The organism is Mesorhizobium sp. M0028, from assembly GCF_040323855.1.
Lineage (GTDB): Bacteria > Pseudomonadota > Alphaproteobacteria > Rhizobiales > Rhizobiaceae > Mesorhizobium.
Map to the genome: position 1 here is coordinate 1 of NZ_JAMYVG010000008.1, position 19,105 is coordinate 19,105.

The following is a 19,105-nucleotide window of genomic DNA, read 5'->3' on the forward strand; positions in this document are numbered from 1 at the left end:
GCCCGTCTGCTTCACTGCCATCGCGATTCCCTCAGACCGTCCACCTCAGAGAATCACAATCAGCGAATTACGCAACAGGCCCCTTGTGGGAGAAGGTGGATTGGCGCGCAGCGCCAAGACGGTTGAGGGGCGCTGGACGAAGTGCGGTTTTGCCAAGCTGGAACACCCCTCATCCGACCGAGCTTCGCTCGGCCACCTTCTCCCACAAGGGGAGAAGGAAAGACCGCACCCGTTGGCAGCGCCAACGAAGCTCGACTGTTTCACAAGCGCAATGTGCACAGCGTCACAAACCGCTTGACCTGAAAGCGCGTTGGGTCAATCTTCACTGCTAAGAATAAAATACTACTGAGCGGAAAACGCTTGGGCCGTTCAACGTGAGCGTCGATGACGCCTCGCGAGATTGCGGCTGTTGCCGATAGGGAACATCAAAAATGGGGAATCCACGTAAATGAGCACGATAGTCACCACCTTGGTGCCGCCTGCCGAAGGGCAGCTGCACCGGAACATCGATTGGCGCGGCGCCTTTTGGGTGGCAAGCGGCGTTCCGGCCCTTGTCCTGTTTTCGATCGGCGGCATTGCCGGCACCACCGGAACGCTGGCCTTCATGATCTGGACCGCATCCATGATCATGGGCTTCCTGCAATCCTTCACCTATGCGGAAATCGCCGGCCTGTTCCCGAACAAGTCCGGCGGCGCCTCGATCTATGGCGCCACCGCGTGGCTGCGCTATTCGAAATTCATCGCGCCGCTTTCGGTGTGGTGCAACTGGTTCGCCTGGTCGCCGGTGCTGTCGCTCGGCTGCTCGATCGCCGCCGCCTATATCCTCAATGCGCTGGCGCCGGTGCCGCTGTTCACCGACACTTCGCCGGAAGTCGCCGCCTATATCGCGGCCCATGCCGGAACCAGCGCCGCCGACGCCATCACCGCGGTCACCACTGCGGCGACGCCGGCGATCCGCAACTGGACGCTTTACGGTCATACGCTTGGCCCGGTTTCCTTCACCTTCAATGCCACCTTCTTCATCGGCGCGGTGCTGATGCTGATCATCTTCTCCATCCAGCATCGCGGCATCCTTGGCACCGCCAACGTGCAGAAATATATCGGCCTGCTCGTCATCATCCCGATGCTGATCGTCGGCGTGGTGCCGATCGTCACCGGCCAGATCGACTGGGCAAACTTTTCGCCGCTGGTCCCGCTCGCGGCAGCCTACGCGCCGGAGCCCGGCGCGTGGAACATCGCAGGCTGGACGCTCGTTCTCGGCGGCATGTTCATCGCGGCATGGTCGACCTACGGTTTCGAGACCGCCGTCTGCTACACCTCCGAGTTCAAGAACCCGGGCACCGATACCTTCAAGGCGATCTTCTATTCCGGCCTTCTGTGCATGCTGCTGTTCATCCTGGTGCCGTTCACCTTCCAGGGCGTGCTCGGCTTGAACGGCATGCTGGCGACGCCGATCGTCGACGGCTCCGGCGTTGCCGATGCGCTGGCTGGCATGGTCGGCGGCGGACAGCTGATCCACAGCCTGCTGGTCATGCTGATGATCCTGGCGCTGGTGCTCTGCATCATGACGGCGATGGCCGGCTCTTCGCGCACGCTCTACCAGGGTTCGGTCGACGGCTGGCTGCCGCGCTACCTCAGCCACGTCAACGAGCACGGTGCGCCGACGCGGGCGATGTGGACCGACTTGATCTTCAACCTGATTGTGCTGGCCATCGCTTCGGCCGACGCGACGAGCTTCTTCTTCATCCTCGCCGTGTCGAATTGCGGCTACATCATCTTCAACTTCCTCAACCTCAATGCCGGCTGGATCCACCGCATCGACAATGGCCACATTGCGCGGCCATGGAAGGCGCCGAGCTGGCTGCTCGGCCTCGGCGCTATCTTTGCCTATGTCAACGCGGTCTTCATGGGCGCCGGCGCCAAGGTCTGGAACCCGATGGCATTGTGGGCCGGGCTGATCACGGCCGCCTTGATCATCCCGGTGTTCTGCTTCCGGCACTACATCCAGGACAAAGGCAAGTTCCCCGACCACATGCTGGCCGATCTCGGCATGAACTCGTCCGACCTCGCAGTGCGAAAGGCGGGCATGCTGCCCTACCTGACGCTGATCGCCGGCGTCGCGGTGATGCTGCTCGCCAACTGGCTGTTCGTCATCTGAGGCTTGCCTTGAGAGCAATTCCAGGAAAAGGTGTGAACGGTTTTCCGGCCGGAATTGCCTCAAAACAAAAAATAGAGCGGTTCGGCGTTTCCGTGAAACGATGAACCGTTCTACGGATTGGGCGCGCGATGCGCGCTCGATCGCTTGCATTTTGTTCTTGCTTTGTGCCGGCAGCTATGCTACTAATCCCGCCATGGTGCTGATTCGCCCCGAGACCCGCCGCTGAGGCGGGTTTTTCGTTTCTGGGCCTATTCTGGCTCAATCGATCTTGATGAACACGCCCTTGGTGTTGAGATATTCGTCAAGGTGTTCGGCGCCGCCCTCGCGGCCGTAGCCGCTCATCTTGTAGCCGCCGAAGGGCACGGCCGGATCGATGGCGTGATAGGTGTTGACCCAGACCGAGCCGGCGCGGATCTTTTGCGACAGCCGGTGGGCGGTGGCGAGATTTTGGGTGAAGACCCCTGCAGCCAGGCCGTAAGGCGTGTTGTTGGCCCGCTCGACCGCCTCGTCCAGCGTATCGAACGGCAAGGCTGAAATCACCGGCCCGAAGATCTCCTCGCGCGCGATCTTCATATCGTCCGAGACGCCGGCAAAGACAGTCGGCGCGACGAAATTGCCGGCGGCAAGCGCGCCTTCCACAAGCCGGGTGCCTCCGGTGACGAGTTTCGCCCCTTCTGCAGTACCGGCCTCGAGGTAACCGGTGACCCGTTGCAACTGCTTTTCGGAGACGAGCGGGCCGATCTCGGTCGCCGGGTCGATGCCGTCGCCGACCCTGAGACCCTTGGCGTATGCCGCGAGACGCTCGATGAACTCGTCATGGACCGCGCGTTCGACGAAAAGGCGCGAACCGGCGATGCAGATCTGGCCGGAATTGGCGAACACCGACATCGCGGCCACCGGCACCGCTTTGTCGAGATCGGCATCGGCGCAGACGATGACCGGCGACTTGCCGCCAAGCTCCAGCGAGACGCGCTTGAGGTTGCCGGCCGAGGCGCGCACGATCGACTGGCCGGTCGCCGTCGAGCCGGTGAAGACGATTTTGTCGACGCCCATGTGCTCGGCGAGTGCGGCGCCCGCCTCGGTGCCGGTGCCGGTGACGATGTTGACGACGCCTTCCGGGACGCCGGCCTCGTTCATGATGTCGGCGATCAGCAGTGGCGTCAGCGGCGCCTCTTCCGATGGTTTCAGCACGATGGTACAGCCGGTCGCCAGCGCCGGGCCGATTTTCCAGATCGACGCGGCGGTCGGCGCGTTCCAGGGAATGATGGCGCCGACGACGCCGACCGCCTCCTTGCGGGTGAAGGAGACGATTTCGCCGGGCAGCGAGTTCTCGATCGTCTCGCCGTGCAGCGCCGTCGCCATGCCGGCATAATAGCGCAGCATGCCGATGACGCGGTTGCGATTGGCGCGGGTGCGCACGATCGGCATACCCATGTCGGTGGTGTCGGAGAGGCTGATCTCTTCCCAGTTCTTTTCGAAGAGATCGGCGATCCTCAGCAGAAGTACCTGCCGCTCGTAAGGTTTGAGCCGGCTCCACGGTCCCTCGAACGCCTTGCGGGCGGCAGTCACCGCCAAGTCGATGTCGAGGCGGTCTCCGCGCGGCACCGTGGCGATGACCGCGCCGGTGGCAGGATTGCGGGTCTCCATGGTCCGGCCGGAGCGGGCATCGACCCAGCCACCGCCGATGAACATCTGGCGATGGCGTCCGTCGATCGGCAGCCGCAGCGGTGCCTGAGCTATGGTCATGACGGTCCTCCTCCGGCACCTACGCCTGGTGGGCGGATTAAACCGCCGGAGGTCACATTTGCCAACAGCTCTATTCGGCCGCCAGGGCCAGTTGCGGCCTTTCGTTCTTTTCTTCCGTCTCGGCCGGCTGCTCCACCACCTTCTTGGGCTCCCGGCCGAAGAACAGCGCGTAGGCTGCCGGCAGGACAAGGATGGTCAGCACCGTGGCGACCAGGATGCCGCCCATCATGGCATAGGCGAGCGGCCCCCAGAAGACGCCGCGCGAGATCGGGATCAGCGCCAGCACCGCCGTCAGCGCCGTCAGCACGATCGGCCGGAACCGGCGAACGGCCGAGCCGATGATGGCCTCGGAGCGCTCCACGCCGGCGGCGATGTCCTGGTCGATCTGATCGACCAGGATGATCGAGTTTCGCATGATGATGCCGAGCAGGGCGATAACACCGAGGATGGCGACGAAGCCGAACGGCGCACCGCTGATCAAAAGTGCCGCCGCCGCACCGATGATGCCGAGCGGACCGGTCGCCAGCACCAGCATCGCCTTCCCGAAATGCTGCAGCTGGATCATCAGCAGCACGACGATGACCGCCAGCATGACTGGAGCTTTCGCCGCAATCGAGGCCTGGCTTTCGGCCGCATCCTCGGCGCCGCCCTGGATCTCGATCTTGTAGCCGGGTGCGAGGCCGGCGCGCAGGCCCGACATCTCGCCATACATTTTCATGGCGACATCGTTCGGCTGCACGCCATCCGGCAGCGTGGCGCGTACGCTGATGGTCGGCAAGCGGTCGCGCCGCCATTCGACGCCTTGCTCCAGCACCGGGACAATCTTGGCGACCTGCGACAGCGGCACGGAGCCACCGAAATCCGTCGGGATATAGACGGAATCGACCGCCGACAGCAGGTGACGGCTTGCCTCCGGTTCGCGGGCGACGATCGAAACCGTCTCCTCGCCGTCGCGGAAGTCATCGAGCGGCGCTCCCGACATGGTCGCCTGCAGCATCTGGCGGATGCGCTGCGAGGTGACGCCGAGCGCACGGGCGCGATCCTGGTCGATCACCAGCTTCATCGCCGGCACCGGCTCCAGCCAGTCGTCGTGGATGGCGCCGAGCAGCGGATTTGCCTGGAACTTCGCCTTCACCTCGTCGGCGATGCGGCGCACCTCCTGGCGATCCGGACCCATGACGCGCATCTGCACCGGCCAGCCGGTCGGCGGACCAAGGAACAGGCGGTCGACCTTGGCGCGGATCGACGGGAAATCCTCGGCCAGGATGGTGCGCAGCTTGACAATCAGCCGCTCGCGGGCCGGTTCGTCATTGGCCATCACCAGAAGCTGGGCGAAATTCGGATTGCGAAGCTGCTGGTCGAGCGGCAGGAAGAAACGCGGCGCGCCTTCGCCGATATAGGTGGCGATGAAGCGCTTGTCCTTGTCGTCCATCATCCTGGCTTCGAGCGCCTTGGCCTGTGTCTCGACTTCCTTGATGCTGGTGCCTTCCGGCAGCCAGAGGTCGACAAGGATTTCCGGGCGCGACGATTGCGGGAAGAAATTCTGCGGGATGAACTGGAACGCCCACAGGCTGGTGGCAAAGGTCATCATCGTCATCACCAGCACGATGATGCGATGGCGCACGGCCCAGGTCACGGTCGAGCGAAGGCGACGGTAGAAGCCCGTGTCGAAGACATCGTGATGGCTGCCGGCGTGCTTGCGCTGCTTCAGGATCATGTGGCCGAGCCATGGCGTGAAATAGACCGCCGCGAACCAGGACACGACCAGCGCGATACCGACGACGTAGAACAGGGTGCGCACATATTCGCCGGCCGTCGAGGCGGCGAAACCGACGGGGATGAAGCCGGCCGTGGTGATCAGCGTGCCGGTCAGCATCGGGAAGGCGGTCGAGGAATAGGCGAAGCTCGCCGCCTCGACCTTGACCAAGCCTTCCTCGAGCTTTCGCTCCATCATTTCGACGACGATCATCGCGTCGTCGACCAAGAGGCCAAGGGCGATGATCAGCGCGCCGAGCGAGATGCGCTGCAGGTCGATGCCGAGCTCGTACATGATGGCGAAGGTGGCGGCCAGGACCAGCGGAATGACGATCGCGATCACCAGACCCGAACGCCAGCCGATCGACAGGAACGAGACGACAAGCACGATCAGCAGCGCTTCACCGAGCGCTTCCATGAACTCGGCCACCGCATCCTTGACGACTTCCGGCTGGTCGGAGACCTGGTCCACCGACACGCCATAGGGCAGCGCCTCCTCGAAGCGCTTGTAGGTCGCTTCGACGTCCTTGCCGACGTCGGTGACGTTGAAGCCCTTGGCCATGACGACGCCGAGCTGGACGCTGTCATGGCCGTTGAAGCGGTATTTGCGCTGATAAGGGTCCTCGAGGCCGGAGGTCACGGTGGCGATGTCGCCGAGGCGCGTCACCTGGTTGCCGGCCCGCAGCCGAAGCTCGCGAATGTCGGCCGCCCTGGCCACGTCGCCTTCGACCGAGATGCGCACCGAACGCTGGCCGGTGTCGACCGAACCTGCCGGGTCGACATTGTTCTGGCCCCTGATCGCATTCTGCAGGTCGGTCAGCGTCAGGCCGCGTTCGGCAAGCACCTTGGATGAAACGTCGATGTAGAGCTTTTCCGGCTGGTCGCCGATGATCACGGCTTTCTCGACGCCGGGCGTCGTCAGCAGCATGTCGCGTGCCTGGATGGCGAATTTCTTCAGCTCGGGATAGCCGTAGCCATCGCCGCTGATCGAATGCAGGGTGATGAATGTGTCGCCGAATTCGTCGTTGAAGTAGGGCCCGAGCAAGCCCTGCGGCAGTTCATTCGAGATATCGCCGACCTTCTTGCGCACCTGATAGAACGCATCCGCGACCTGCGCGGGACTGGTGTCGCCCTTGACCTGCAAGGTGATGATGGCGCTGCCGGCGCGGGTGTAGGAGCGGACGAAATCGAGATGCGGCGTTTCCTGCAGCTTGCGCTCGATCTTGTTGACGACCTGGTCCTCCATCTCCTTGATCGAGGAGCCCGGCCAGATCGCCTGGACGACCATGACGCGGAAGGTGAAATCGGGATCTTCCTTCTGGCCCATGCGCATCAGGCCGAGCGCACCGGCGACGATGATAAGCCCGAACAGGAAGCGGGCAATGCTCGGATGGCCGATTGCCCAGCGCGAAAGATTGAAAGACCGCTTTTCAGTGGTGTCGGTGGTCATCGGCGTCAGTCCGTTTCAATTGATCAACAGAGCACGCGCTTTCGCATGCCCAAGGAACTTCCGATGTGGGCTTCCGAGCGGCGAGGCTTTCCGAGTTGAGAGATCTACATCGCGGTGGGACACGAGGATCGATGTGGGGGTTACATCGACCTGAGATCTCGAAAATCGGGGGCGCCTGCCGCCCGGAAACCGTGAATTGCCTGGCCGTCAGCGCAAGCGCCTTGCGGCGTCATCATCGGCCGAGGCCGACTGTTGTGCTGCATCACCGGTAAGCTTGACTTTCAGATTCTCGGTCATGAACTGCGTGCCGGCAGCGACGACCACATCGCCCGGCTTCAGCCCGTCGGCGACACTGACGCCGTCAGGCGTGAAGGCGGCGACCTTGACCGGATGCGCATGAACGGTACCGCCACTGCGGTCGACGGTCCAGACAATCGATTGGCTGTCCTTTTGTGCCAATGCGCTCAGCGGGATCGACACCAGCTGCTGCCGGTTGCCCGCCGCGGCTTCGATGGAGGCCGTCATGCCAAGCAGCACGTTCGGATCGTTGGGCAGGCTGACGCGAACGGCAAAGGTGCGCGACTGCGGATCGGCGCTGCCGGCGACTTCGCGGACCTTGCCTTCGAGCGTCAGCGCCTCATCGGACCAGAAACCCGCCTTGACGGTCTTGCCCGGCTTGAACTCGGCGATATCGGTTTCGGGAACAGCGATCAGGACTTCCTTCTCGCCGTCGATGGCAACGGTCACCACCGGCGTGCCTGAGCCGACCACCTGGCCGACATCGGCGGCAACGGCGGTGACGATGCCATTCTTGTCCGCCTTGAGATCGGTATAGCGGACCTGGTTCTGTGCCTGGGCAAGCTGCGAGCGGGCGGAGTCGCGCGTGGCGACCGCCTGATTGTAACTGAGCGTCGCCTGCTCGAGCTGCGACTTCGGTGCGAAATTCTTGGCGTAGAGCTGTTCGGCGCGCTTGCGCGTAAGCTCGACTGTCTCGACCTGACGGTCGGCGGCATCGAGGCTGGCCTGGGCGCTTCTCACCGAAAGCTCGTAGTCGGTGGGATCGATGCGGGCGAGAACGTCGCCGGGCTTGACGCGGTCACCGATGTCGACAAGGCGCTCGGTGATCTTGCCGTTGATGCGAAAGCCGAGATTCATCTCGGTGCGGGCGCGCACCGATCCGGAATAGGAGAGCTGACGGGTATCGCTCGCCTTGGCGATCTCGACCACCTTGACCGGGCGGATGATCTCCTTGACCTCGGCTTTCTCCTGCGAGCAGCCGGCGAGGCCGAGAGCGGCAACGACAATCAGTGCCAGGCCGGCGGCCGGTAGCCTGTAGGTGATGGACTTGGACAAAGACACTTTTCGTACTCCCGAACTGTGGGGATGAATTGCCGACATCACCGCCCGACGGGCGGCAACGGTCATTTCTTCAAGGCTCTGATGGCAAACTCGGTAAGCTCGTCCGGCGTCGCCCGGTTCTTCTTGGCGAGGCATTGGGCCATCATCTGCGGATGACAGAGGCTGATAATAGCAGCGCCGAAACACCTGGACGCGATCACCGGATCCTGATCGACGAACTCGCCGGTGGCGATGCCCTCGCGGATCACTTCCGCGACCAATTCGTGGATGCTGTCGATGTGCTTTTCGATGACATGCCAATCGCGTTCGATGGCGACGATGACCATCTCGTGCACTTTCTCCTGGTCGATCATGGTCTCGAGCGTCCACTGATAGTGCGTATGCACATAGCGGCGGAGCTTCTCGCTGGCGGTGCCGGGACCATGGCAGGCTTCGTAGGTCAACCGGTAGCAGGTGGCGAGCATACGGCCGCAAACCGCCTGGTGAATTTCCACCTTGGAGGCGAAGAAGCGATAGATGTTGGCGGTCGACATGCCAAGTTCGCGCGCTATGTCGGCGACGTTGGTCTTGCCGTAGCCGTAGTGGCGGAACAATCGCTCCGCGCAATCCAGGATGCGCGTGACGTTTTCCTGGCGGGCGGAATCGGCGGTGGTGTCTAAGGTTTCAAGCATCTCGTTGGCCAAAATTTACGACTGACGAATTTAGAATTTCGTCACTCGTAAATTGAAAACCATCACCTGTCAAGACATGATTTCGGCCAGCTGACGCCGCTGATGACAGATGGTGACATCTCTGGACGGAGTTGGCCCATGAAGCGCATGTGGTTCCCGCCGGGCGCGCCTGCAACACCGCGCGTCTTTTTGAACGCACAGGATTTTGAAATGATGCCTCCCGAAATCGGTTCCGTTTTCGGGTCAGGCGCTAAGGCTGCTTCGCCATCTCCCGCAGCCGGAACTTCTGGATCTTGCCCGTCGAAGTCTTAGGGATTTCTGCAAAGATCACCGCTTTCGGCACCTTGAAGCGGGCGAGCAGCGCGCGGCAGTGCTCAATGATTTCGGCCTCGGTCGCCGCCTTGCCCGGCTTCAACTCGACATAGGCGACCGGCACCTCGCCCCATTTGTCGTCGGATCGGGCGACAACGCCGCAAGAAGCGACGGCAGGATGCTTGTAGAGTGCCTCCTCGACCTCGATCGAGGAGATGTTTTCGCCGCCGGAGATGATGATGTCCTTGGAACGGTCCTTGAGCTGGACGTAGCCATCCGGGTGCATGACGCCGAGGTCGCCCGAATGGAACCAGCCGCCGGCAAAGGCCTCATCGCTCGCCTTGCGGTTCCTGAGATAGCCCTTCATGACGATATTGCCGCGGAACATCACCTCGCCGATCGTCTCGCCGTCGGCCGGCGTCTCTTGCATCGTCTGCGGGTCCATCACCGTCAGGCCTTCGAGCGCGGCATAGCGTACGCCTTGCCTGGCCTTCTTTGCCACCCTCGCCCCTTTCTCCAGCCGGTCCCAATCGCCATGCCATTCGTTGACGACGGCCGGGCCATAGGTTTCGGTCAGGCCGTAGAGATGGGTGACGGCAAAGCCCGTATCGGCCATGCCCGACAGCACCGCCTCGGGCGGCGGCGCCGCGGCGGTGTTGAAGGTGACGGTCTGCGGGAACTGCCGCTTGTCCTCGTCCCTGGCGTTGATCAGCACCGACATGACTATGGGTGCACCGCAGAGATGGGTGACGCCGTGATCAGCGATGGCGTCGTAGATCGGCTTCGGCCGCACCCAGCGCAGGCAGACATGGGTGCCAGCCTGCACGGCAAGCGTCCAGGGAAAGCACCAGCCGTTGCAGTGGAACATCGGCAACGTCCAGAGGTAGACCGGGTGCTTGCCCATGCCGGCATGGATGGTGTTGGCATAGGCCATCAGTGCCGCGCCGCGGTGGTGGCAGACGACGCCCTTCGGATTGCCTGTCGTGCCGGAGGTGTAGTTGAGCGATATGGCGTCCCATTCGTCGTCCGGCATCGACCAGGCGAAATCCTCGTCGCCGCCGGCGACAAACGCCTCGTAGTCGAGCGTGCCGATCCGCAGGCCCTTGGCATAGGGCGCGTCGGCGGCGTAATCGGGATCGTCGTAGTCGATCACCAGCGGCTTGACCTTGGCCAGCGTCAGCGCTTGTCGAACCACGCCGGCGAATTCGCGGTCGACGATCAGCACCTTGGTTTCGGCATGCTCGAGCTGGAAGGCAATGACCGCGGCGTCGAGGCGGGTGTTGAGCGAATGCAGCACCGCCTTGGTCATCGGCACGCCGAAATGCGCTTCCAGCATCGGCGGCGTGTTGGACAGCATGACGGTAACGGTGTCGCCCCTGCCGATGCCGCGCTTCGCCAGCGCCGAGGCAAGCCTCAGCGAGCGCTTCCAGAAATCGCGATAGGTCGTGCGCTGGCGGCCATGGATGATGGCGGTCTGGTCGGGAAAGGTTTTTGCCGCCCGTTCAAAATAGGTCAGCGGCGTCAGCGGCTGGTGGTTGGCCGGGTTCCGGTCGAGGTCCTGTTCATAGGGATTGCCCATCCCGTCCTCCGCAATGTGTTCGTCGAGAACTTTAGCTACCGGCTTCCGGCCCGTCACCACCAACGATGCCATCATAGACCGCGCTTGGCACAAGAATGGTCTAGATTCGGCGAGCGCAAGGGCATCTATGCCTTCCTCCCAATTTGACTTTTGTCGAGAGCCGTGACTAATGTCAGCGAGGAGATGGTATGGCGATCCGACCGGCAGAACAGCTTATCCACAAGGCCGCCTGGCTTTACTATGCACACGGCCTGCGCCAGGACCAGGTGGCCAGCCAACTCAAGATTTCCCGTGCCTCGGTGGCCATGTATCTGCGCAAGGCGCGCGAGACCGGCATCGTCAACATCTCCACCTCGACCCAGCTTTTCACCGACGACGTGCTGGCACGCAAGCTGGAAGACGCGCTTAAGCTCGACGCGGTCTGGATCGCGCCGGAAAACGGCTATGTCGCCGATCCGTCGACCGACATCGCGGTGCTGGCGGCAAGCGTCTTTCTTGAGTTGGTCAGGAAGGGCGACCGTATCGGCGTCGCCTGGGGGCGGACCATCTACACGATCGCCGACATCATGTCCTATGCCGACCTGCAGGACGTGACGGTGGTGCAGCTCTGCGGCAATCTGGGAGCACCCTATTCGTACCGGCCGGACCAATGCACCATGGAAATCGCGCGCCGGCTCAATGCCAAGGGGCTGAATTTTTACGCGCCGCTGGTGCTGACGACGGAAGAACTGGCACGCGGCCTGCGCGCCGAATCGGTGATCCGCGAGCAGTTGTCGGATATCGGTGACTGCGACCTGGCGCTATACTCGGTTGGCTCGGTGGATACCGACAGCCATCTGGTCAAATGCGGCGCGCTGACGCCAAGCGAAATGGCTGCATTGCGCAAGGCGGGTGCAGCCGGCGTCATTGCCGGGCAGATCATCGATACCGAAGGCCAGGCGCTCGACTGCAGCTACAACCGCCGGCTGATTTCGGCAGAGCTGTCATCGCTGCGCCAGATCGAAAAGCGCCTTGTGGTGGTGCAGGAAGAGAGCAAGTTCGAACCGCTCGTCGCGGCGATCGCCGGCGGGCTCTGCACCCATCTCGTCGTCGGCGCGCGCATGGCGCGACGGCTGCTCGACCATGCCGGAGCAGTAGCAGAAAAGGTCGCCTGATACCTAGTTTCAGTCGCCGACGCATTGTCATCAGGGCGTCGCGGCATTCCTGTTCACAACAAAAGAGAAATCGGACGAAGCTGACATGAAGAACCTGTGGAATGACGGCGACGCGGAGAAGCTGGTCGCCGACTATGCAAAGAAGGGTGTGGCCCGCGACCTGGCGCTGCGCGTCTATACGACCAGGCTGCTGGGCGGCGAGCCGCGGCTCGTCCTGCATGGCGGCGGCAACACCTCGTGCAAGACCAAGGCCACCGATCTTGTCGGCGACGAATGGGACGTGCTCTGCGTCAAGGGCAGCGGCTGGGACATGGGCGTCATCGAGCCGCAGGGCCTGCCGGCGGTCAAGCTCGGCGCGCTGTTGAAGGCGCGGTCGCTCAAGAAGCTCTCCGACGAGGACATGGTCGCGCTGCAGCGGGCGAACCTGATCGATCCGTCCTCGCCCAACCCTTCGGTCGAGACGCTGCTGCACGCCTTCCTGCCGCACAAATTCGTTGACCACACGCATTCGACCGCAATCCTGGCCATCGTCGACCAGGAGGACAGCGAGGCGCTGAGCAGAAAAGTGTTCGGCGAGAAAATGGGGTTCGTGCCTTACATCATGCCGGGCTTCGATCTGGCGAAGGCTGCCGCCGATGTTTTCGACGCCGACCCGACGGTCGAAGGCCTGATCCTCGACAAGCACGGCATTTTCACCTTCGGCGACGATGCCAGGCAGGCCTATGACCGGATGATCCATTATGTGAACGTCGCCGAGGATTTCATCGCCAGCCACGGCAAGCCGCGCACCGAAAAAGCGGCCTTGCCGGCCAGATTGGCCAAGCCCGCGGACATTGCGCCGATGCTGCGCGGCGCGGTGGCGGTGGCACGCGGCGAAGGCCGCTTCGACCGCATGGTCAGCGATTTCCGCACCTCGGATGCGATCGTCGATTTCATCAATTCGGCTAGAATTGCCGACTATGCCGGACGCGGCGTGTCGACGCCCGACCTGTCGATCCGCATCAAGACCGGACCGATGGCACTGCCGGCGCCCGACGCGGACAATGTCGGCGACTACAAATCCGTCATCCGCCAGCATGTCGAAAAATTCGCCAAGGACTATCGCGCCTATTTCGAAACCAACGATGCGCTCGACGACGTGAAGCGCACCATGCTCGACACGATGCCACGGCTGACGCTGGTGCCCGGCCTCGGCATGTTCGGCCACGGCCGCACGCTCAAGGACGCGAAGATCGCCTCCGACGTCGGCGAAATGTGGATCGAGGCGGTACGCGGCGCCGAAGCCGTCGGCGATTTCCGCCCGCTCTCCAAAGCCGATCTGTTCCCGCTCGAATACTGGTCGCTGGAACAGGCCAAACTCGCCGCCAACAAGCCGAAGCCGCTGACCGGCCAGGTGGTACTGGTCACCGGCGGCGCCGGCGCGATCGGTGCTGCCACGGCAAAGCTATTCGCCGACAACGGTGCCCATGCGGTGGTCGTCGATGTCGACGGGTCAAGAGCTGCCGAGGCCGCCAAAAAAGCCGGTAACGGTTCGATCGGCATTGGCGCCGACATCACCGATCCGGAGCAGATGCGCGCTGCGTTCGACAAAGCCGTCGCCGTCTTCGGCGGCCTCGACATTCTCGTCTCCAATGCGGGCGCAGCCTGGGAGGGCCGGATCGGCGAGCTCGACGACGCCACTTTGCGCAAAAGTTTCGAACTCAATTTCTTCGCCCACCAGTCGGCGGCGCAGAATGCCGTGCGCATCATGCTCGAACAGGGCACCGGCGGCGTGCTGTTGTTCAATACCTCCAAGCAGGCGATCAATCCGGGACCGAAGTTCGGCGCTTACGGCATCCCGAAGGCGGCAACGCTGTTCATGTCCAGGCAATATGCGCTCGACTACGGCGCGCAAGGCATCCGCTCCAATGCCGTCAACGCCGACCGCATCCGTTCGGGGCTGTTGACCGACGCCATGATCGCCAGCCGCTCGGGCGCGCGCGGCGTATCGGAGAAGGAGTACATGTCCGGCAACCTGCTCGGGCAGGAAGTGATGGCCGAAGACGTCGCCCAGGCCTTTCTGCATCAAGCGCTGGCCGATCGGACCACAGCCGATGTGACGACGGTCGACGGCGGCAACATCGCGGCGGCGCTGCGGTAGGCGGAACCGGCCGAGACAGGCACGCAACTCGGAATTTTGCGACACGGCCATGGAAGGCATTCTCGAACTGCTACTACAGCAGGCCTCGGATGCCTTCCCAAGCCTTTCTGCCCAGCTTTGAATCGGCCTCGTCATTGCCTCCATGTGCGTGCAATGTCGAGCGTGGTGTGCTCTCGCCTGGCAACAGAATGCGGTGTCCCGCATCCGGCGACGAAATGAGATGAGTGACCTTACCTGCTTCGCCGCGCCGCCTAATAATATCTCGGGCGAACGATAGGGAAGGCCACAGCGCATCGTTGCCACCGGCGACAAGCAGAAGCTCGGCCGATATGGTCTCAACGGGGATGGTCGCCGCATTCGCTTCGCTCTTGAAGGTTTTCAAACAGCATTTGAAAAGCCCCCTGTAAGATACCAGGCCATCCACATACTCTCGTGTCCAATCTGGATCTGCCGGCACAAACGGCAGCGCGATACCGTTGAGCGACCATGAGGATCGTTCAGGCCAACTGGCACCATCCCGGCCCGCACCGATATTCCCCCAAACTACCGATGACGGGCTGATCGCGACCACCGCGTTGATTCGCTGGTCATGGACCGCGGCAAGCAATGAGGCCTCGGCACCTTTGGATGTGCCGACATAAACGATGCGACGGCACCCTGTTTCAATGAGATAGTCTGTTGCTGCAAAGAACGTTTCCAGGGGAATTTCACATATTCCCGGAATCTGGCCCTCGCCGCCAAACCACTGCAACGCCAAGGCCGACGTACCGGCATCTGTAAAAAGCCGCGCGCGCCCGACATCAACACGACCACTCGATCCACCCAACACCACAACGCCCGTGGTGGCCTGCGAGCGTCGGAAAAATGTTCCGGCGACGACACCGGTCGGACTTTCCTCTCTTACCGCATGCGCCTCCATGTACCCGTCGAATCCTGGGTTCAACCGTCCAATCGGCCTGCAAATCGGAGACTGCGACAATTGAAATTCGGCAGTCCGGCGCGCCAGACATCTTCGACAAAAAAGCCGCCTGCAGCAAGCTGCTGCAGGCGGCTATTGTTTTGCTCGTGCCGAAAGTTACTTCGCGTTCGGGTTCGGCATCCAGGCCGGCATGGCGACATCGGCATGGGCGAACTGCGGCAGCTTGGCCGAGAGGTCTTCCATGTTCTTGATGTCCTTGTCGAGCAGGTCCTTCTGGGTGATCAGCGTCGGTGGCACGATGACGTTGTGGCCGGGATCTTCGCCGGCCAAGAGCTGCGACAGCGCACGCACCGAGACCTGGCCGACGACGGCCGGGTTGGTGGCGGCGGTTGCCGCCCAGGCGCTGTCGGGCTCGCGCATCGCGGCGATGTCGGAGGTCGAGATGTCGGCCGAATAGATCTTGATATCCTTGTTCAGCCCGGCCTCGTCGACGGCGATCTTTACGCCCTTGGCGAATTCGTCATAGGGCGCGAACATCACCTTGATGTCAGGATGAGCCGACAACACCGAGCGAGCCTGGTTGGCAACCGAATTGGCGATCGGATTGTCGAGCGTGCCGAACATGGCGGCTTCGTTGATGCCCGAATATTTCTTCTTGAATTCGACCCAGGTCTCGTTGCGGCGATCGAGCGGGGCGATGCCGGCGACATAGACATAGCCGGCCTTCCAGCTCTCGCCATTGTCTTTGACCGCCTGTTCGAGCGCCAGGCGCGCGAGGTCGCGGTCGGACTGTTCGATCTGCGGGATCTTGGGGTTTTCGACATTGACGTCGAAGGCGACGACCTTGATGCCGGCATCGACGGCACGCTGGGCGGCGTCCTTCATCGATTCCGTCAATCCGTGCTGGATGATGATGCCCTGGACGCCGAGCGCGATGGCCTGGTCGACCATGTCCGCCTGAAGCGCCGCGTCCTGACGGCTGTCGAGCACGCGCAGGTCGACGCCGAGCGCCTTGGCCTGCGCCTCGACGCCGGACAGATACGCCTGGAAGAAGTCGCCTGTCGAGAGATAGCGGACCAGCGCGATCTTGACGGCACCCGGCTTGTCGAACGGCGCCGGCCTGTCCTGCGCCGTTGCCGGCAACTGCATCAGCAATGTTGCGCCGGCAAGCCCGAGCGCTGCCTTCCCCAAAAGTCTTCTTGTGATGTTCACGTCGTTTCCTCCACTTGTTGAACCCAAAATGTGACCCGGTCGAACCCTATCTCCTGCCCCTGCCGGACAGGGCGAAGGTGAAGACAAGGGCGACCACGAGAACCACGCCCTTGACGAAATCCTGCGTGTAGTAAGGCGCGTTCATCATCGTCAGGCCCTGCAGCAGCACGCCGACAAACACCGCGCCGACGGCCGTGCCGAAGGCGTTCGGTTTGGCGGCGCCGAGAACCGCGTAACCGATGAGTGCCGCAGCCACCGCGTCGAGCAACAGATTATTACCCGAGGCGATGTCGCCGCGTCCAAGCCGGGCGGCGAGCAAAATGCCGCCGATCGAGGCAAAAACCCCAGAAATAACGTAGGCCCAGATTTTGTATGCCTTGACAGGCGCGCCGGCGAGTTCGGCAGCGCGCTCGTTGCTGCCGACGGCGTACATCATGCGGCCGAAACGGGTGTATTCGAGAAAGAACCAGATCAGCACCGCCAGCACGAGCAGGACGACGACCGACACCGGAATGAGGTTCGGGATGAAGAAATCGAAGCGATGGCGGCCAAGCGCCAGGAACGCGGCGCCGAAGCTGCCGTTGGCGACCGAGCCGTCGGGCATGGTCATGCCGGTGGCGATCGAACGGCCCTCGGTAGGGATGCGCTGCAGGCCGACGAGCAGGAACATCATGCCGAGCGTCGCCAAAAGGTCCGGCACCCGCATATAGACGATCAGCCAGCCATTGATGAGGCCGACAACGGCGCCGATCACAAGACAGGCGACGACCGCCACGACGGCATTCTGCTCCAGCACCACCATGACGTAGGCAGCCGCCATCATGGCGCTGGTGGCGACCGAGCCGATCGACAAGTCGAAGCCGCCGACGACCAGCGTGGCGGTGACGCCGAGCGCCAGAACGCCGGTGATGGCGACCGACTGGAAGATGAAGACGGCGCTTTGCGGCGACACGAAGCCATCGGCGGCAATGGCGAAATAGGCGATCAGACCGAACAACAGGACGATGAAGCCATACCGGATGGCACGGTCGCGCAGGATCATTCAGCGCTCCCGCACGCTGGCACTGTCTTTACCCAACCTGAACTCATGCCCTCTCCATTCCAATTCTCATCGTCTTCCTGCCGTCAGGCTGCGCTGTGCAACGGCCCGCCCGCCACTTCGGCCAGCAGCCGCTCGAGATCGACATCGGTGTTGCGGTGCTCGCCGACGATCGTCTGCTCCGACATCACCAGAATGCGATCGGCCGTCTCCAGGGCTTCGTCCAGTTCGGTGACGAACAGCAGCGTCGCGCGGCCGCTGGCGCTGGCCCGCAGCTTGGCAGCGATATCGCGCCTAGCCGAAATGTCGACGCCCTGAAACGGCTCGTCGAGGATGAAAAGCCTTGCGGTCTGCGACATCCAGCGGGCGACCATCACCTTCTGCTGATTGCCGCCCGAAAGCGACGACATCTCGTCCTTCTCCGAGCGGCAGACGATGCCGAGTTCCTGGATCTGCCGGCGGGCAATGGCGCGTTCGATGCGGCGCTTGAGGACGCCGAGACGCGACATGCGCCTGTGGAACGGCAGGCTGATATTTTCCTGGATGTTGAAGCCGCCGACGATGCCGTTCTCGCCCCGGTCCTTGGCGACGAGAAACACGCCGGCGGCAATCGCTTCGCCGGTCGACGCCGGAGCATAGGGTTTCCCGTTCAGCACCATGGTCCCGGACAGCGGCTGGCGCAAACCGAACAGCGTCTCGGCCAGCGCGGTCTTGCCGACGCCGACGAGGCCGGTGATGGCGACGACCTCGCCGTCGCCGAGCGTCAGCGAAATCGGCCTGGCGCCTTCGGCAATCCGCAAACCGTCGGCAGTAAAAATTGCTTTGGCCGAATTCCTGGCGACGATCCGCTCGAGTTGGATCTTGCGGCCGAGCATGGCGTTGACCGCACCTTCAAAATCCAGCGGCTTCCTGTCGAAGATGCCTGAGATGACCCCATCGCGCATCGAAATGATGCGGTCGGCAAGCCGTCTGATGTCAGACATACGGTGCGAAATGTAGAGAATGGCTACGCCTTGCTGGCGAAGCCGGTCGAGCAATGCGAACAGCCGGTCGGCTTCGGCACTGGACAGCGAGGAGGTCGGCTCGTCGAGGATCAGCACTTTCGGCCGGTGCGCCATGGCGCGGGCGATCGCCACCATCTGACGATCGGCCAGCGAGAGATGGCTGATGCGGGCCTTGAGGTCGATGGCCAGCCCCATGCGGTTGGCAACCGCCTTGGCCTCACGGCGCACCCGGCCCGGCTTGAATAGCGTCGGCACGCCGCTGCCGCTCAACCTGTCGAGGGTGAGGTTGGTGGCGACGTCGAGGTCGGCGACGACACCGTCATTGATGTTCTGATGGACGGTGACGACGCCGGCGCGGATCGCCTCGGCCGGCGTTTTCGGCGCGAAGTCCTGACCGGCAAGCGACATTGAGCCGCCGCCATGGTCGTAGACGCCGCTGATGATCTTGACGAGGGTGGATTTGCCGGCGCCGTTGGCGCCCATCAGCACGGTCACTTCGCCGGCATGCAATTCGAGCGAGACGCCGCCAAGCACCTCGATATGGCCAAAGGATTTCCTCAGGCCGTCGACGCGGAACACGGCATCATTGCCCATTCGTTCCTCCCTG

The 19,105-nt window shown here is 62.8% G+C and carries 12 protein-coding genes; 3 read left to right on the top strand and 9 right to left on the bottom strand.

Annotated features, from left to right (window positions below):
• Positions 1–448: 448 nt before the first annotated feature.
• The gene (locus tag NKJ93_RS16720) at positions 449–2,158 is read left to right on the top strand and encodes a trimethylamine N-oxide permease (RefSeq protein WP_352482684.1); all 1,710 of its coding nucleotides are present in this window, start codon (positions 449–451) and stop codon (positions 2,156–2,158) included.
• A 258-nt stretch (positions 2,159–2,416) separates the two neighbouring features.
• Here NKJ93_RS16720 and NKJ93_RS16725 read toward each other — a convergent pair whose 3' ends face one another.
• The 5 genes from NKJ93_RS16725 to NKJ93_RS16745 all read right to left on the bottom strand — a co-directional run bounded on the left by NKJ93_RS16725 (position 2,417) and on the right by NKJ93_RS16745 (position 11,030).
• Positions 2,417–3,904 (bottom strand): aldehyde dehydrogenase family protein, encoded by a 1,488-nt coding sequence (locus NKJ93_RS16725; protein WP_023716755.1) that lies wholly within the window; start codon positions 3,902–3,904, stop codon positions 2,417–2,419.
• 70 nt (positions 3,905–3,974) lie between these two features.
• A complete protein-coding gene (locus tag NKJ93_RS16730; protein ID WP_352493975.1) occupies positions 3,975–7,109 on the bottom strand; it encodes an efflux RND transporter permease subunit in 3,135 nt (1,044 codons plus the stop codon).
• A gap of 207 nt (positions 7,110–7,316) precedes the next feature.
• Positions 7,317–8,468 (bottom strand): efflux RND transporter periplasmic adaptor subunit, encoded by a 1,152-nt coding sequence (locus NKJ93_RS16735; protein WP_023716753.1) that lies wholly within the window; start codon positions 8,466–8,468, stop codon positions 7,317–7,319.
• Between the two features lie 62 nt (positions 8,469–8,530).
• Entirely contained in the window at positions 8,531–9,139 is a 609-nt protein-coding gene (locus NKJ93_RS16740) for a TetR/AcrR family transcriptional regulator (protein WP_023716752.1), read from the bottom strand.
• A gap of 250 nt (positions 9,140–9,389) precedes the next feature.
• Positions 9,390–11,030 (bottom strand): acyl-CoA synthetase, encoded by a 1,641-nt coding sequence (locus tag NKJ93_RS16745; protein ID WP_352590231.1) that lies wholly within the window; start codon positions 11,028–11,030, stop codon positions 9,390–9,392.
• Between the two features lie 188 nt (positions 11,031–11,218).
• Here NKJ93_RS16745 and NKJ93_RS16750 point away from each other — a divergent pair, with 188 nt between their 5' ends.
• Positions 11,219–12,184 carry a sugar-binding transcriptional regulator gene (locus tag NKJ93_RS16750; RefSeq protein ID WP_352590234.1) on the top strand — a complete coding sequence of 322 codons (966 nt, stop codon included), beginning with the start codon at positions 11,219–11,221 and terminating at the stop codon, positions 12,182–12,184.
• A gap of 85 nt (positions 12,185–12,269) precedes the next feature.
• Positions 12,270–14,324 (top strand): bifunctional aldolase/short-chain dehydrogenase, encoded by a 2,055-nt coding sequence (locus NKJ93_RS16755; protein WP_352590237.1) that lies wholly within the window; start codon positions 12,270–12,272, stop codon positions 14,322–14,324.
• A 73-nt stretch (positions 14,325–14,397) separates the two neighbouring features.
• Here the strand turns inward: NKJ93_RS16755 and NKJ93_RS16760 are convergent, their stop codons facing one another.
• The 4 genes from NKJ93_RS16760 to NKJ93_RS16775 all read right to left on the bottom strand — a co-directional run bounded on the left by NKJ93_RS16760 (position 14,398) and on the right by NKJ93_RS16775 (position 19,092).
• Positions 14,398–15,243 carry an acyl-CoA thioester hydrolase/BAAT C-terminal domain-containing protein gene (locus NKJ93_RS16760; protein ID WP_023716748.1) on the bottom strand — a complete coding sequence of 282 codons (846 nt, stop codon included), beginning with the start codon at positions 15,241–15,243 and terminating at the stop codon, positions 14,398–14,400.
• Between the two features lie 156 nt (positions 15,244–15,399).
• Positions 15,400–16,455: a substrate-binding domain-containing protein gene (locus NKJ93_RS16765; RefSeq protein WP_352590241.1), complete on the bottom strand. Its 1,056-nt coding sequence runs from the start codon at positions 16,453–16,455 to the stop codon at positions 15,400–15,402.
• 46 nt (positions 16,456–16,501) lie between these two features.
• On the bottom strand, positions 16,502–17,497 hold the full coding sequence (locus NKJ93_RS16770; RefSeq protein WP_023716746.1) for an ABC transporter permease: 996 nt from the start codon (positions 17,495–17,497) through the stop codon (positions 16,502–16,504).
• Positions 17,498–17,580: 83 nt separating this feature from the next.
• On the bottom strand, positions 17,581–19,092 hold the full coding sequence (locus NKJ93_RS16775; protein WP_352590244.1) for a sugar ABC transporter ATP-binding protein: 1,512 nt from the start codon (positions 19,090–19,092) through the stop codon (positions 17,581–17,583).
• Positions 19,093–19,105: the final 13 nt, after the last annotated feature.

Bases quoted from the DNA above. Each gene is read 5' to 3' on its own strand.
- NKJ93_RS16745 (WP_352590231.1), bottom strand. From the start codon at position 11,030: ATGGGCAATCCCTATGAACAGGACCTCGACCGGAACCCGGCCAACCAC.
- NKJ93_RS16760 (WP_023716748.1), bottom strand. From the start codon at position 15,243: ATGGAGGCGCATGCGGTAAGAGAGGAAAGTCCGACCGGTGTCGTCGCC.
- NKJ93_RS16720 (WP_352482684.1), top strand. From the start codon at position 449: ATGAGCACGATAGTCACCACCTTGGTGCCGCCTGCCGAAGGGCAGCTG.
- NKJ93_RS16755 (WP_352590237.1), top strand. From the start codon at position 12,270: ATGAAGAACCTGTGGAATGACGGCGACGCGGAGAAGCTGGTCGCCGAC.
- NKJ93_RS16730 (WP_352493975.1), bottom strand. From the start codon at position 7,109: ATGACCACCGACACCACTGAAAAGCGGTCTTTCAATCTTTCGCGCTGG.
- NKJ93_RS16770 (WP_023716746.1), bottom strand. From the start codon at position 17,497: ATGATCCTGCGCGACCGTGCCATCCGGTATGGCTTCATCGTCCTGTTG.
- NKJ93_RS16725 (WP_023716755.1), bottom strand. From the start codon at position 3,904: ATGACCATAGCTCAGGCACCGCTGCGGCTGCCGATCGACGGACGCCAT.
- NKJ93_RS16750 (WP_352590234.1), top strand. From the start codon at position 11,219: ATGGCGATCCGACCGGCAGAACAGCTTATCCACAAGGCCGCCTGGCTT.
- NKJ93_RS16740 (WP_023716752.1), bottom strand. From the start codon at position 9,139: ATGCTTGAAACCTTAGACACCACCGCCGATTCCGCCCGCCAGGAAAAC.
- NKJ93_RS16775 (WP_352590244.1), bottom strand. From the start codon at position 19,092: ATGGGCAATGATGCCGTGTTCCGCGTCGACGGCCTGAGGAAATCCTTT.